General features: G+C 36.1%; 10 protein-coding genes. 8 read left to right on the plus strand and 2 right to left on the minus strand.

What is annotated here, in order from left to right; genetic code table 11:
• Positions 1–55: 55 nt before the first annotated feature.
• The gene (locus tag HME9304_RS05190; RefSeq protein ID WP_112377569.1) at positions 56–1075 is read right to left on the minus strand and encodes a LacI family DNA-binding transcriptional regulator; all 1020 of its coding nucleotides are present in this window, start codon (positions 1073–1075) and stop codon (positions 56–58) included.
• Between the two features lie 369 nt (positions 1076–1444).
• Between HME9304_RS05190 and HME9304_RS05195 the strand changes: the two genes are divergently transcribed.
• From HME9304_RS05195 to HME9304_RS05215, 5 genes are all read left to right on the plus strand, one after another.
• Positions 1445–4510 carry a SusC/RagA family TonB-linked outer membrane protein gene (locus HME9304_RS05195; RefSeq protein WP_112377570.1) on the plus strand — a complete coding sequence of 1022 codons (3066 nt, stop codon included), beginning with the start codon at positions 1445–1447 and terminating at the stop codon, positions 4508–4510.
• A gap of 14 nt (positions 4511–4524) precedes the next feature.
• Positions 4525–6054, plus strand: coding sequence for a RagB/SusD family nutrient uptake outer membrane protein (locus tag HME9304_RS05200; RefSeq protein WP_112377571.1), 1530 nt, complete (start codon positions 4525–4527; stop codon positions 6052–6054).
• Positions 6055–6235: 181 nt separating this feature from the next.
• A complete protein-coding gene (locus tag HME9304_RS05205; RefSeq protein WP_112377572.1) occupies positions 6236–9568 on the plus strand; it encodes a VCBS repeat-containing protein in 3333 nt (1110 codons plus the stop codon).
• A gap of 62 nt (positions 9569–9630) precedes the next feature.
• Complete coding sequence (locus tag HME9304_RS05210; RefSeq protein ID WP_112377573.1) at positions 9631–10563, plus strand: YeiH family protein; 933 nt, start codon at positions 9631–9633, stop codon at positions 10561–10563.
• Between the two features lie 56 nt (positions 10564–10619).
• Entirely contained in the window at positions 10620–11624 is a 1005-nt protein-coding gene (locus tag HME9304_RS05215) for a LacI family DNA-binding transcriptional regulator (protein WP_112377574.1), read from the plus strand.
• Between the two features lie 2 nt (positions 11625–11626).
• Here the strand turns inward: HME9304_RS05215 and HME9304_RS05220 are convergent, their stop codons facing one another.
• Positions 11627–12169, minus strand: a complete 543-nt coding sequence (locus HME9304_RS05220; RefSeq protein WP_112377575.1) for an NADPH-dependent FMN reductase — start codon at positions 12167–12169, stop codon at positions 11627–11629.
• 124 nt (positions 12170–12293) lie between these two features.
• On the opposite strand from HME9304_RS05220, the gene HME9304_RS05225 reads away from it, so the two are divergent.
• From HME9304_RS05225 to HME9304_RS05235, 3 genes are all read left to right on the plus strand, one after another.
• Positions 12294–13184 carry an aldo/keto reductase gene (locus HME9304_RS05225; RefSeq protein WP_112377576.1) on the plus strand — a complete coding sequence of 297 codons (891 nt, stop codon included), beginning with the start codon at positions 12294–12296 and terminating at the stop codon, positions 13182–13184.
• Between the two features lie 14 nt (positions 13185–13198).
• Positions 13199–14356 (plus strand): LLM class flavin-dependent oxidoreductase, encoded by a 1158-nt coding sequence (locus HME9304_RS05230; RefSeq protein WP_112377577.1) that lies wholly within the window; start codon positions 13199–13201, stop codon positions 14354–14356.
• Between the two features lie 153 nt (positions 14357–14509).
• Complete coding sequence (locus tag HME9304_RS05235) at positions 14510–16054, plus strand: SLC5 family protein (RefSeq protein ID WP_112377578.1); 1545 nt, start codon at positions 14510–14512, stop codon at positions 16052–16054.
• The last annotated feature ends 3 nt before the right edge of the window (positions 16055–16057 follow it).

Genomic DNA, 16057 nt, shown 5'->3' on the forward strand with positions numbered 1-16057 from the left:
AAATAAAACTTGGTGAGTAAATATGGTATATTTTGCTGTAGAAAATATTGCAAACTTAATTAATTGTTGAATCCCTGACCACTAATGTTGGTTCTAATATTTTAGTTTGAAATGCTTCTTCTTCACTGTCACTTTCTACTTTATCTATCAACATCTGCGCAGCGATTTTTCCCATTTTTTCACCGTGTTGTGCAACTACGGTCAAGCTTGGGTTTGCATATTTGGAAAGCAACCCATCAGTAAAACCTATAAAAGACACGTCCTTAGGAATATTAAGTCCTTTTTTCTGAATAAGTTTCATGCTAAATACCGTAAATATTTCGTTCACACAAAGTACAGCATCAACCTTTTGTTTGCTAAAAAAATCCACTATACTTTTTTCATCCATTTCCATAGATGAAAGTTTGAGTATTCTAGATTCATCAATTTTAAAGTTACTTTCCAAAAGTGCTTTTTTATATCCTTCGGTTCTAGCCTTACTAACACTCAAATAATCGTCTGTTGTAATCAATGCTATTTTTCTTCTTCCCTGTGCAATAAGATTTTTTGTTGCCATATAAGCTCCCAACTCATCATCAATAATAACTTTATCACAGTCAATTTCGTTTGTAATTCGATCGAACAAAACTACGGGAATCCCCTGTTCTGTTACTTCTTTAAGATGATTGTAATCCCCTTTTTGTTGTGTTTCCGAGGAAAGTGACATTATAAAACCGTCAATACTCCCATTGGCAAGCATTTCCATATTTATCACCTCTTTATCAAATGATTCTTCCGAAAGACAAACAATGACGTTATATCCATTTGAATTTGCATATTTTTCTATTCCGCGTATTACGGTCGTAAAAAAATGGTGAACTATAGCAGGGATGACAACACCTATATTTTTGGTTCTCTTGTTTTTAAGGCTTATGGCAATATTGTTCGGCTTGTAATTGTACAATTTAGCAAAAGCTTGAATCTTCTCTTTGGTATCCCTACTTATTTCCTCGCTATTTTTTAGGGCTTTTGATACGGTAGATATAGAGACTTCAAGCTCTCTGGCGATATCCTTTAAGGTTATTTTATTTTTCAAAGAAATGATTTTATTCTTTTTATTAAATGTTTCAAATTAGTTAATAAAGACAAGCAACTTAATCAATTGATTCTTTTTAACAAAAACGTCATCGAAACTTATTAAAACTTTCTGAAAAAATGTTAAGACCAAGTAAAGAATAAAAACAGTATATTAGCTACATATTGTCAAATTCTTTAATTATTTGCCATTTGATTGTGATTTGAATAAATTAACTCTTTAAGATTTATCAACCTTTCACAATTCCAAAGTTATCAACACGAAACCGTTTTCGTAATATTCTGCGTTATGCTTAAATTTTGATTAACATTTTTTTTATATATGTTTAACACTTGAATTAAAATTAACTAAACTTAAAATTAATTATTTATGAAGATTACGCTACTTAAAAGCTTTTTGTTGCTAGGTGCATTTTTGTGCTTTAGTCTAATAAAAGCTCAGACAGTATCAGGTACTGTTTCAGACGCAAGTGGCCCCTTACCGGGAGCCAGTGTTGTTGTTAAGGGAACTACCAATGGTACTCAAACTGACTTTGATGGTAACTATACCTTAAATGATGTTGCTGCTGATGCAGTCATCGTTTTTAGTTATATTGGTTTTTCTTCTCAGGAAGTCCCTGTAAATGGACAAGCAACTATAGACGTTGTTTTACAGGAAGACGCCAGTGAGTTGGATGAAGTCGTTGTTGTAGGTTATGGTACGCAGACTAGAAAAACGGCTGTCGGTGCTATTGAAAGTGTTAAATCTGAAGAGTTTAATAAAGGTGTAATAGTTAATCCTCAACAGTTAATACAAGGTAAGTCTGCTGGTGTTCAAATATCTGCGTCCAATGGAGAGCCAGGTGGTGCTGTGAATGTTAGAATTCGTGGTACAGCTTCAGTCAGATCTAACAACAATCCATTATACGTGGTAGATGGTGTACCCCTTAGTGGTTCAGATACCAATGCAAGAGTTGGTGGAGGTGCTGCTGATGGTACTGGAAGTATTAATACAGACCTTGGGACAAGTTCTGCAATTGATCCTTTAAGTTTTCTTAACCCTAATGACATTGAAAGTATCGATATTTTGAAAGATGCTTCAGCTACGGCAATTTATGGATCGCGAGGGGCTAATGGTGTGGTTTTGATTACTACAAAAAGTGGTAAATCTGGGAAAAGTGTTCTGGAATTTTCTTCAACTTTCTCTGTTGGCTGGATTCCAAACCAATTGGACCTTTTGGATAGAGACCAATTTTTAGATGCTCAAAACCGCTTGGCAAATATCCTTATACCTGGATCAACATTCCCAGATGCAGGAGGTAATACAGATACTCAAGATCTTATTTACAGAGCTTCCTTTACTCAAAACCATAATCTTTCATACGGTGGTGGTAATGAAAATGGAAATTACCGGATTTCAATGGGGTACCAGGACCAAGAAGGTGAGGTAGAGGACAGTTATTTTGATAGATTGACTTTGCGTATAAATGCTTCGCAGCGTTTCTTTGATAACAAATTAAGATTGACTACACAAGCGACAATCTCTAATATCGAAAATCAACGTGCTCCGATATCGGATAGTCCAAACGCCAGAGGAGATTTATTATCTGCTGCATGGAATTTCGCACCAGATCAAGACTTAAGAGGTACTGGAGGTAGTTTTGTAGGTGGTTTTTTTCAACCTTCTGCAGAACGAAGAAACCCAGAAGCCTTATTAGAACTAACGAGAACTGCTTCAAGTACGATGAGAGCTTTGATAAATGTTGGAGCGCGATATAATTTCACCGATAATCTAAGTTTTAATACAAATGTTGGTTTGGACAAAGCAGTTTCTTCTTCATATCAAGTTTTTTCACCGCTTTTTGTATCCGACCAAACATTAAACGTTGGTAGAGCAGGATTAAACGAATTGGATCAAATTAATAGTACTTGGGAATCTTACTTTAGTTACAATAAAAGCTTTGGTGAGAATGTACTTGATCTTACGCTAGGTCACTCTTATCAAGAGTTTATAACAGAAACACAATTCGTTGAAGCAGCAGGATTTAGAACGGACAATTTGTTCCAAATGGTAAATAACATCGCATCTTCTACTGCTCAGACAGTTGATACTACACAAGATGTAGATGAGCTGCAATCTTTTTTCTTTCGTACGAATTACTCCATAGCTGGAAAATATAACTTCTCCGGTACCGTAAGAATTGATGGTTCCTCTCGTTTTGGAGGTAACAACAAATATGGAACATTTGGATCCATTGGTGCTGCATGGACACTTTCCGAGGAAGATTGGTTTCCAGAAGTTTTTGACACGTTTAAATTTAGAGCCGCTTACGGTGTGGTTGGTAACCAAGAAGGACTTGGTACAAACCAATTCTCAGCAAGAGATCGTTTTACCAGAGCAGCTATCAATAATGCTGGTGTAGAACAAGAAGCTGGATCTTCTAATGTTGCTTTTAATAATCCCGATTTAAAATGGGAGGAGAATACACAGTTTACGGTCGGTATAGACTGGGCGATAATGGACAATAGAATAAGTGGTTCCTTAGATTACTATAATTATGTGACAGAAGGATTTTTATTACAGCAAGTAAGTCCACAACCTGCTGTACAGCCTTTCTTTTTCTCAAATGTAGATGGAGACATCGTAAACTCAGGTATTGATTTTACCATTAATGCAATACCGGTTGAGACTGAAGATTTTACATGGGATTTCAACTTTAATTTTAACTACAATGATAACATCTTGGAAAATTATACTGGCCCTGCAATTAATGCTGGACCTATAAATGGTCCAGGTCTGACCGGTGCATTTTCCCAACAACTGGCAAACAACCAGCCATTGTTCAGCTTTTTTGTTCAAGATTGGGTTGGACTTTCGCCTGACACAGGTGTTCCAGAAACGACAGGGGTTAACCAATTCCGTTTAGCAAACGGTGAAATTTCTTCCGTTGGAGAGCAAGTATTTATTGGTGAAAGTGGTCTGCCTGATATAACCTTGGGCATAACCCAAAACTTTAGATACAAAAATTGGGATATGAGCTTGTTTTTTAATGGTCTTTTTGGACAATCCATATACAACAATAATAGAAATGCATATCTTACAATCGGAAATTTGGCACAAGGACGCAACGTAACTGTTGATGCTGCATCTAATATTGGTATAGAAAACCCTTTAAATATTCAAGAAGTATCTAGCAGATTTGTCGAAGACGGTTCTTTTCTAAGATTGCAAAATGTAAGTTTGGGCCATAATGTTCCATTGTCTGAGAATAGCATATTCAGCAGTCTCAGAGTTTTTGCAAACGCTCAAAATCTGTTTATAATAACAGATTATAGTGGTCAAGATCCTGAAGTTTCTACTCCAAGGGTCTTGAACAATGTACCTTCTGCTGGTATTGACTTAACCGCATTTCCTAGACCAACAACAATATCTTTAGGCTTTAATGCAAGTTTCTAAATAAAAAATTGACAATGAGAAAAAAAGAATTTTTTAACAAGAGAATCTTCCATTACATGGGAGTGGCTGCCGCTTTAGTTTTTGTGCAGTCGTGTACAGATTTGGAACCTAATTTTGGTGATTCCACAAACATACAGAGCGACTCCGGTGAGTTTTCAGGTGTATCAAACCCCGAAGGCTCATTAACTAACCTATATTCCGGTATTCAAAACTTGAACGGGCAACAGAACGAGTATGCACTGATGGAGGTATCAGCAGAAAATATCGCAGTTTTAACAAGAGGTGCAGACTGGGGTGATAATGGAGTTTGGCGCTTATTGCATAACCATAATTGGGGACCAGGACATTTAGATGTTCTTAATTCTTGGAATAGGAGAAATCAACAAGCATTTAATGCAACACAGCTAATTGACCCTGCTTCTGGAGCTTCACCAACCGTGTTGGCACAAGCACAGGTAATTCGTGCCATTAACATGTTCATGGTAGTAAATTTTTATGGAATCGCACCGTTTAGGGAAGTTAATGATGGTCCAGATGTTTTTCCAGTATCACTTAGTGCACAAGAAGCTTATGATATCATATTAAATGATATCAACTCAGCTATCAATAGTGGTAATTTGAGCAGTCATGGTCCAGATGGAGATACTTTCCTCATTGGAGAGGCCGCAGCCAGATTCATAAGAGCTAAAATAAATCTTAATGCCGAACGCATTTTAGGAGCTGCTCCTTCAGGTGCTTATCAAGCAGTTATAGATGATATCAATGCAATTGAAGCTCTAGACTTTGAATTAGATCAAAGCACCAACTATTTTGATATTTGGGATATTTCCAGTAATAGCGAGGTAATTCTTCATTTGAATACTGGAACAGGCGAACGACAGTGGAACATGCTACATCCTAATCAAGGAGGTTGGAACGGTTTTGTTACTTTGACAGAAACTTTTAGGTCTTTTGGAACAGATGATGAAGATCAAGATGCTCGATTAGGTCTTCCAGGGCCTGAAGTGAATGGTGTAAGTGTAGGATATCTTCGTGGACAACAAAAAAATGCTGCAGGTGAAAATCTTACAGACCGACAAGATAATCTATTAATCTACGAAGATGAATTGCTTACCAGTTTGGAAATTAATAATGAAAGGAATGGTATTCGTATCGTAAAATATCCTCAACGTGGAGCGGATGGAAGACCTGCACCAACAAATGATTTTGTTTTCATTCGTTTCTCAGAAGCTGTTCTCATGCGTGCCGAAGCTGTATTACGTAATGGTGGCGGTGGTGATGCTACGGCGGATGTAAACGCAATTCGTTCTAGGGCTGGTGCTACAACAATAGGATCTGCTACTTTAGATGATGTATATGACGAGTACAAAAGAGAGATGAATGCGGAATCCAATATAACAGGTCAAAGAGCAAGACAGTTACGATATGGTACTTTTGCAGATACTTGGGAATTAAAAGAAAATCAAGATGAATTTAGAAGATTATTTCCCATACCTCAAAATGCATTGGCCAATCCAAATTTAGTTCAAAACGAAGGTTACTAGTAGTTTATCGATATATTAAATTTTAAAGAGGGCAATTATTTGCCCTCTTTTTTATTCTAGGATTTTAGAGTCCACTAGCGTTAATATTCACGAACAATTATGAATATTGTCGCGAAATAATTAGTTTTCAAAGCGGTTAAGATTCAACTTTTGACGAAATTCAAATTTATATTTCCATCAGATGTTAAATAAATTTCATATCTACTTAATTCCTGTTCTATTTTTTCTATTTACTTCTTGCTCAAAAAATGAAAAAGAAGTAAAAAATGATTTTAGGGAACTCCTTTTCACTGCATTGGATAGTACCAAAACAGGTATAAGATTTATAAATAAAATAGAAAACGAAGAAGATTTCAATATATTTTTATATCGCAACTTCTATAATGGAGGTGGAGTTGCCATTGGCGATATAAATAATGACGGTCTGCCTGATATATATCTTACGGCAAATCGAAAAGAAAACAAACTATTCCTAAATAAAGGTGATTTTACCTTTGAGGATATTACAGCATCTGCAAATGTGGCAGGGACCAAAGCATGGTCAACTGGAGTGGTTTTAGTTGACATTAACGCTGATGGTCTTTTAGATATTTATGTTTGTAACGCAGGCAATATAAAAGGTGATGACCAAAAAAATGAACTTTTTATCAATAATGGGGATTTAACCTTTACTGAAAATGCTGAGCAATATAACCTAGCAGATAGCGGGTTTACGACCCATGCAGCATTTTTTGATTATGATAAAGACGGTGATTTGGATGTTTACATGTTGAACAACAGTTTTATCCCCGTTGCAAGTTTAGGTTACGAAAATAAAAGGAATGTAAGGGCAGAAGATTGGAATGTAATTGAAGAAATTAAAGGAGGTGGCGATAAATTATTTAGAAACGATGAAGGTGTTTTTACAAATGTCAGTGAAGAAGCCAATATCTATGGTAGTTTGGTAGGGTTTGGTCTCGGCGTTACTATTGGTGACATTAACAATGACCTCTATCCTGACATCTATGTATCCAATGATTTTTTTGAGCATGATTACCTATATATCAACAATCAAAATGGCACCTTTACAGAAAGTATTAAGGACTGGGCAAACCATCTAAGCCTTTTTTCTATGGGTGCGGATATGGCAGATATCAATAACGATGGTAAGTCAGATATTTTTGTCACGGATATGTTACCCGAAGGAGATGAAAGGCTTAAAAATACTACTACTTTCGAAACCTTTGATACCCATCAACGAAAACTTCAAAACGACTACTATTATCAATACATGCAGAATACGCTACAACTGAATCAAGGGAATTCTTTTGCAGAGATTGCTAATTACAGTGGAGTTTCGGGAACAGATTGGAGCTGGGGCGCATTGTTATTTGATATGGACAACGATGGATATCGGGATATTTATGTATGCAACGGTATCTATCATGACCTAACAAACCAAGATTTTATAGATTTTTTTGAGGATGTTGCTAGACAACAGACAGCAATATCGGGTACCAAAGACCAAAAAGAAGCTGTAATCAATGCCATGCCCTCTACTCCCATTTCAAATTATGCTTTTAAGAATAATGGCAATCTTACATTTTCAAATTCTTCTAAAAGTTGGGGGTTGAATACGCCGAGTTTTTCCAATGGAGCGGCGTATGGGGATTTGGATAATGATGGGGATTTAGATATCGTGGTCAATAATGTAAACCAAGAACTTTTTGTATATAGAAATAACGCTGAAAACAATTCAAACAATTACCTTAAAATAAACCTTAAGGGAGAGGCACCAAATACATTCGGAATAGGCAGTTTGGTAGAACTTTTTATGAATGAAGAAATAATCAGACAAGAATTGATTCCCTCTAGGGGCTTTCAATCTTCGGTAGACTATACAATGACCATTGGCATAGGACAGAAGGAAAAGATTGATTCATTACGGGTTATTTGGCCTAATAATAAAACCCAAACAATTAGAGCCATTGAAAAAAACACTTTAATCACCCTCAAACAAAATGATGCTATAGAAATTTATGAAAAGTTCAAAGACAATAAAAATCCACTATTAACCGAAATAAAATCGGAAATAACCAAGCATAAAGAAAACAAGCATATAGATTTCGATTATGAAGGTCTAATATCAAAGATGCTCTCTCAAGAGGGGCCAACTATTGCTGTGGCAGACATCGATAACGATGGAAATGAAGATATCTTTATAGGAGGTGCAAAAGGAGAAGCTGCCAAAATCTACTTACACAAAGGAGGTGGTATGTTAAAACCAGCATATGCACAAGATGTATTTAGAGCAGATAGACTTTTTGAAGACACAGCTTCAGTATTCTTGGATGTTGATGGAGATAATGATATGGACCTTATTGTTGGATCTGGAGGAAACATTCCTCAAGACTCAAAAAACTATACCAATCGCATCTATATAAATGATGGTAATGGTACTTTCTCAAAAAGTACGCACAATCTTAAAAGTTTAGAAACAAATGTCTCAGTAATAGCACCATTTGATTTTGACGGGGATGGAGATGAAGACCTATTTATTGGCAGTAGAAGCATCCCTGGTATTTATGGCATTGATCCAGAACACCTTTTATTATTGAATGATGGCCAAGGGAAATTTTCTGATATAACTGAAAGCAAAGCGTTTCACTTAAAAAATGTAGGCATGGTTACAGATGCAGAATGGACTGATATCGATGGAGACTCCAAAAAGGATTTAATTGTCACTACCGACTGGGGCACTCCCAAAGTATTCAAAAATAATGGAAGAAGACTTAGTCCAAAAACAAGTAGCCTGGATAGCTTATATGGATGGTGGAACACAGTTCATTCAAGAGATTTGGACAACGATGGTGATATGGATTTAATTCTTGGCAACCAAGGTAGTAACTCAGCTTATAGTGCCACAGAAGAATCACCTGCCAAAATGTTCGTTAATGATTTTGATAATAATGGAACCATTGAACAAATAGTCACAAGAAATATAAACAAGCGAAACGTACCTGTTTCTCTAAAAAGAGAACTAACAGGCCAACTTGTATCACTAAAAAAACAGAATTTAAAATTCTCTGATTACGCAACTAAGAGTATAGACGAGCTTTTGGATTCTGCTGTCCTCAAAAATTCAATTGTTAAAGAGGTCAACTACACTAAAAGTATTGTGGCGATAAACGATGGAACAGGAAATTTTATAATAAAGCCGCTCCCTGCGGAAACACAATTTTCATGTGTTTGCGATGTAAAATGTAAAGACATTGATGGAGATGGCAGACTTGATATTGTATTAGGCGGGAACAATTACGATTTTAAGCCTCAATACAGTCGGTTGGATGCCAGTTTTGGAAGTGTTCTCTTGGCTAACAATGATGGCAGTTATAAATGGTTGCCCAATAATGAATCTGGCTTTCATGTACGTGGAGAGATTAAACAGCTATTGACATTCAAGGATAAAAACGGAGAGGAGTTTCTCCTTGTTGGAATCAATAGTGAAAAACCAAAAGTATATCGCTATAACTAACAGAGGGCACTAGGGAAATGTAAACGTTTTCATTTTTATTCGTATTTTCGCTTTCGGCCAAAATGCTTTCAAAAACAACCACATATATATTAGCAGTAGGAGTTTTAACAGGAACTCTGTTTGGACTTATCTCCCCTGCTATTGCGTTGGGTATAGGGATGATTTGCGGAATATTTAAGATTGTTGATTTTGCCGTAGTTCAAAACAGTAAAAGGTTTCAAAAAACTTTATTACAGCTTTCAGTAGTAGGACTTGGTTTTGGAATCCATATGAGACAAGCCATTGAAGTAGGTTCCAACAGTTTCTTTATTACATTGATTACTATAGTTTGTACTTTTATTATTGCCTTTGCAATTGGTAAAATCCTTAAATCTGAAAGAATAACCACAATATTGGTCGCCTCTGGAACAGCTATTTGTGGAGGTAGCGCAATAGCAGCAGTAAGTCCAAGTTTAAAAGCCGATTCATCACAAACTTCTATTTCACTGGCTATTGTTTTCTTGCTCAATGCAATTGCATTGTTCATCTTTCCATATATAGGATATTTTTTCGAACTATCCCAAATTCAATTTGGAACGTGGAGTGCTATTGCAATACATGATACCAGTTCTGTAGTCGGAGCAGCGGAAGTTTATGGAAATGTTGCGCTAAATGTAGCTACTACCACAAAATTGGTGCGAACACTTTGGATAATACCATTGGTACTTATCATATCGTTTGGATCAAACTCAAAAGAAAAATTTACATTTTCATGGTTTATTTTTGGTTTCGTAGGTGCTATGCTTATAAACTCTTACATTCCCGCCGCAGAACTCTTTAGTGAATATATTGTTTGGGGAGCTAGAAAAGCGTTGATTTTTACACTATTCCTGATTGGGCTACAAATAAATATTTCACAGCTTAAAAAACTCGGATTCAACATTCTGATAGTTGGTATTTTTACATGGGTCGTTTTGGGAATTATATCACTGCTCTATGTATTAAATTACGTCTGATTCTGTATACGGTCCAACATTTGAAATTATAATAAAGGTTATCAATACAAGGTTACATGGCAGGAATAAAGGAAATCGCTAAGATTACAGGTTTATCTTTGGCTACAGTGTCACGTGTATTCAATGATAGCTCACTTGTTTCACCAAAAACCAAGGAAAAAGTTTTGAAGGCCGCCAAGGATTTGGATTACAGACCCAACATTATGGCTGCCGCCCTACGCAGTGGAAAAAGTAAGATTATTGGTGTCATTGTACCTGAAGTGAATAATTATTTCTTTAGTGGGATAATTAACGGAATAGAAAAAATAGTCAGCGACTCAGGGTATAATATTATTATTTCGCAATCGCACGAGTTGCAAGAAAGAGAAAATGTAGCCTTGAATTCTTTTTTAAAACTACACGTTGAAGGTATTCTCATGTCAATATCAAAGGAAACATCAGACTTTTCATTTATTGAAAAAATAGGTGAAAGTAAAGTGCCCATTGTATATTTTGACCGTGTACCTCCTCTAGATGGAACAAGCTCAGTAACCCTGAACGATTATATGGGCGGCTTTATGGCCACTAAACATTTGTTGGATAAAAATTGTAAAAATCTTTTACATATAGCAGGTAACCCTAGAGTTTCTATTTTTAAGGAAAGATTAAAAGGATTCAAAGATGCCATTCTAAAAAGTGGGCGAAAGGGTATTCTCTCTAGAGAAATTGAGCTCACTGCACATACAAAAAAAGATTTGAAAATCTTAAAAGAGTTGTTCAAGAGCGACCCAAAAATAGATGGTATTTTCGCTTACGGTGATGAAATTGGATTGCACGTTTTAAATCTTCTCAAAGATTTGGATATTGATGTTCCTGGCAAAGTAAAACTAATTGGGTTTGGAAATGCGGATTTTACTAAACTTACACAACCAAAAATAAGTACCATTGACCAGGAATGTTCTCAAATGGGCGAATTGGCTGCAGGTTTGCTCATAGAAAAACTAAAAGAAGTAGAATTAAAGCCACAGAATAAAGTATTACTTCCCAAACTGATCAAACGGGATTCCACCATGATTCAATAACATCAAAATTTCAACAATTGTATTATCTGATTTTGAATTGTTTTTTCAGCATCATCATTTATCGAATTATCTTCCGAATTCAATATTTTAAAAATAGAGGAAATTGGGTTTTTATTCGGATGCACATGAATACCCAAATGGTTTAAAACATCTGCAAGATGGTCCATTCCCCTAAGATTGCCCGCTCGTCCTGAAGCAATTCCTGTTATACAGGCTTTTTTGTTATTAAAACTTGGTTTAATCTCTCTTACAGACATTATGTCCAGAAGCAATTTTACAATCCCAGGATAGCTTCCATTATATTCTGGAATAAAAAACCAAAATTTAGAAGATGGTATAAAATAATTGTTTTGTATATCCTGAATTATTTTGGGTTGTTGGGAATCTCTGTACATGTTTTCATAAACAACATTACCAACTATGGTTGATAAATCCAAAAACCTTACTTCTTCTGTAGTTTCTAAACAAAGTTTCTCGTACGCATGCTTAGCAAAATGCAATGTTTTATTGTTTTTTCTGTTGGACCCAGAGATAATTGTAATCATTTCTATAACAAATGAAATTAAACATAGTGCCAAAAAACAAAATTATGGATTTTTATAATGTAAACGTTTACATTTATCAGCAATTTATTTAAATTTGGTAATTAACGTGAATCGTTCAAAGCACATGAAACTGACAAAAGACAGTATTTCTCCATACATAATCGGCACTATGAGATTGGGAACTTGGGGAAGTAACCTCACTACTGCTGAATATGAAAAATTCATTGAAGGTTGTATCGATTTAAATTTAGTGGATTTTGACCATGCAGATATTTACGGACACTATACAACTGAAGAAGATTTTGGAAAAGTTCTTAAGTCCAGAAAAGATTTAAGGAAAAAAATGCGAATCACCACAAAGTGTGGAATAAAGTTGACTTCGGAAAATCGTCCTGACCATAAAATAAAATCATACGATCTATCGGCTGAACATATAAATGTTTCTGTTGAAAAATCATTGGCAAACCTAAAAACAGACTATATCGATGTTCTTTTGTTGCACAGACCCGATTATCTATTTGACCCTCATGAAATTGCAGAAACTTTTTCAAAGCTGAAAAAAGAAGGGAAAGTATTGGATGTTGGGGTTTCCAACTTTTCACCTTCCCAATTTGATTTATTGAATTCCCTGACTCCGCTAATTACAAATCAAGTTGAAATATCACTGTTGCATAGAAATGCTTTTGAAGATGGTACACTTGATCAATGCCAAAAGCTAAAAGTTATTCCTACCGCATGGTCTCCCCTTGGTGGAGGAATTTTATTTAAAGATAGTAAGGATAAAAAAATTCAAGCCATACAAAAAACCTTGAACTTGCTTGCAGAAAAATATAGTGCTGCAAATGATCAAATCCTCTATGCCTGGTTAAGAAAACATCCAGCAGGAATCGTTCCGGTATTGGGAACTTCTAAGATTGAACGTATTAAAGCTGCAAGTGAAGCATTGAATATTTCATTAACGCACGAAGAATGGTACATGCTCTGGCAAGCCGCACTAGGTAGGGAAATAGATTAAGTAAAAAAAAGAAAATGGATAATTCAAAAATAGAAATTAGATCGCCGCATTTAGAAGGAGCAGAGGTATCATGGTTTGCTCCAATTTGTAATGGGGATGATAGATATTTGGGTGAAAGAAGTATGGAATATAAAAGTACTTTCGAAAACACTTCAAAAATTGTTCTCACTGCGGACAACAATGGTTTTAGAAACATCCTCTGCCCATCTTCGTATCAAGTTGGACAAGACACCCTTCCATTTGTTTCTGCTGTAGCGCCTATGACAAAACAAATAAATCTATTGGCGGCAGTTCGTTGCGGTGAAATTCACCCACCGATGTTGGCAAGAACACTCGCCACAATAGACCACATATTAAAAGGTAGGTTTACCATTAATATTATTTCATCGCCCCTACCTGGTGAGGAAATGTCCTCGGAAGATCGATATCAAAGATCAAGGGAAGTCATAGAAATCTTAAAGCAGATTTGGACGCAGGATGAAATTGATTATCAAGGTAAATTTTACAATTTAAAACTTTCTTCCTCACCTGGTAAACCGTATCAAAATGGTGGCCCGCTACTCTATTTTGGAGGTTATTCGCCCGCAGCAGTAGATTTGTGTGCAGAACATTGCGATGTTTATCTCATGTGGCCTGAGACTGAAGAAAACCTTCGTGAACTTATGGAAAACATGAGTGCAAAAGCAGCAAGCTATGGCCGTAAAATTGATTTTGGACTAAGGGTTCATGTAGTAGTTAGGGAAACAGAAGAAGAAGCTAGGGAATATGCTGACAGTATAATTTCAAAACTTGATGTGGAGCATGGAAAGGAAATACGGGAAAGAGCCTTGGATGCAAAATCTTATGGTGTTAGCAGGCAAGCCGAAATGAGAGAAATAGCAGAGGATGATGGTTATGTGGAACCACATATGTGGACTGGAATCGGAAGAGGGCGTTCAGGATGTGGAGCAGCACTTGTTGGAAATCCAGATCAGATAGTTGAAAAATTGAATAGATATATGGATATGGGAATCAGGGCATTTATATTTTCTGGTTATCCCCATAAAGAAGAATGCGAACGCTTTGCAAAACTGGTCTTGCCACGTCTAAAAACATTCTCTATGCCGGAAGTACAGGGAAAAGTATCGGCTGATGAACCTATGAGCCCTTTGGGTTCGGGTGTACGTGTTTAAAAAACTTTGAGATACTGATTTTGGAAACAAAATGGTATATTACATAATTAAGAATTATTCTGTAACCAACCACCGTAACCTGAGTCAATCCTATATGATTGCCCATAGGAGGAGGCGTGTGCTATGGAATTAACGCATTTAATTACATAGTCTATGATTGATTTATTAATTGTCAGTGCATATTTTATCATTGTTTTTGTAACCGCTATTACAGGACGAACTTCCAAAGAAGCCACTACTGAAGAATATTTCTTAAGTGGTAGAAATCTGCGTTGGCCCTCAATTGCCTTTTCAACTATTGCAACCAATGTTCAGGGATATCAATTTCTTGGATTTATGGGCTCAGCATACCTATATGGATTGGCACAGGCAAATTTTGAGATAAATGCAATTCAAGGATTGCTTTTGGCTGCGTTCATATTTGTTCCTATGTATTTGCGGGAACAGATTATCACAATTACCCAATTCATAAAAACAAGATTGGGCAGTACCGTTGCCTTGCTATACTCAGCCTCTAACATTTTACTATTTTCTACCATTACACTTGGAGCAGCATTGTTCTGGGGAGCTTACTCTGTAGATTTAGTATTTGGGGATTTTCTATCGTTTATACATCAAGATAGATTGATCAGGATAGCCATATTGATTGTTTTCTTGGGGCTTTTCTCAGCAACCTACACTTATTTTGGAGGACTTGCTGCGGTAGTTCGCACAGATGTTATCCAATTTGTCATTTTATTGACCGGTGGTACAGTAGTGCTATTTATAGCTATTCATCATCTTGGAGGTTGGTCACAACTGTATGAGAAAACTGGAGACTTGATGCATTTGCATTTACCTGCAGATCATGATACGCTACCTTGGACACATGTTTTTGGAGCATTTTTATTAAATATCAACTATTGGTGCGCCAACCAATCTGTAGTGCAACGTTCTTTAGCGGCCAAAAGTTTAAAGGATGTACAGATTGGTTTAATGGTAGGTGGGCTTATGAAATATTTCATGGCTGCTATTATTATCTTACCCGGTATAGCTTTAGTAGGGATTTTGGGAGAAAATGGTCTTCCAGAACCTGATGCAGCTTTTCCTTATTTAGTAAATACGTACCTGCCCGTTGGCATTAAAGGGCTGATTTTATGCGCCTTATTTGCCTCTTTAATGAGTACTGTGGATTCCACTTTCAATTCATTGGCAACATTGTGGTCCATAGACATCTACAAAGTATATGTAAATAAAAAAGCAACAGATAGGCAGATAGTACGCTCTGGGAAAAAAGCAATATTAATATCCTTTATTTCTGGGTCAATTATCGGAGTGGTTTTACTTTACCTTAAATTCCAAGATCCAGGAGCTGCATTTACCCATACGCTCAACCAATTAAGATATTTCATAAATTGTGGTATTGTCGTTTTAATCTGTGCTGCAGCGTTTCTTGCATTTCCAAAGCACAGAGTTGCTTTATTTGGATTTGCAGCGACAATTCCATTGCAATTTTTCTTTTTGGAGTTTTTTCCAGATATGAATTACTTTGTAAGAGCCATGTGGGTTATTCTAATCGGATTTGTAATCATTTGGGCTGGATCTAAAACTGGCTTTGTGCGAAATAAATTAAAAGCCGAACCCGCTTCTCCCATACTTGCAAAAGCTGGTGTTGGAATGTTACTGTCATTGATTGCGCTACACATTATATTTCATTAATTA

This window comes from Flagellimonas maritima (assembly GCF_003269425.1).
Lineage (GTDB): Bacteria > Bacteroidota > Bacteroidia > Flavobacteriales > Flavobacteriaceae > Flagellimonas > Flagellimonas maritima.

Coding starts and splice junctions, on each gene's coding strand:
- HME9304_RS05210 (WP_112377573.1), top strand. CDS start 9,631: ATGCTTTCAAAAACAACCACATATATATTAGCAGTAGGAGTTTTAACA.
- HME9304_RS05200 (WP_112377571.1), top strand. CDS start 4,525: ATGAGAAAAAAAGAATTTTTTAACAAGAGAATCTTCCATTACATGGGA.
- HME9304_RS05230 (WP_112377577.1), top strand. CDS start 13,199: ATGGATAATTCAAAAATAGAAATTAGATCGCCGCATTTAGAAGGAGCA.
- HME9304_RS05225 (WP_112377576.1), top strand. CDS start 12,294: ATGAAACTGACAAAAGACAGTATTTCTCCATACATAATCGGCACTATG.
- HME9304_RS05205 (WP_112377572.1), top strand. CDS start 6,236: ATGTTAAATAAATTTCATATCTACTTAATTCCTGTTCTATTTTTTCTA.
- HME9304_RS05215 (WP_112377574.1), top strand. CDS start 10,620: ATGGCAGGAATAAAGGAAATCGCTAAGATTACAGGTTTATCTTTGGCT.
- HME9304_RS05195 (WP_112377570.1), top strand. CDS start 1,445: ATGAAGATTACGCTACTTAAAAGCTTTTTGTTGCTAGGTGCATTTTTG.
- HME9304_RS05220 (WP_112377575.1), bottom strand. CDS start 12,169: ATGATTACAATTATCTCTGGGTCCAACAGAAAAAACAATAAAACATTG.
- HME9304_RS05235 (WP_112377578.1), top strand. CDS start 14,510: ATGATTGATTTATTAATTGTCAGTGCATATTTTATCATTGTTTTTGTA.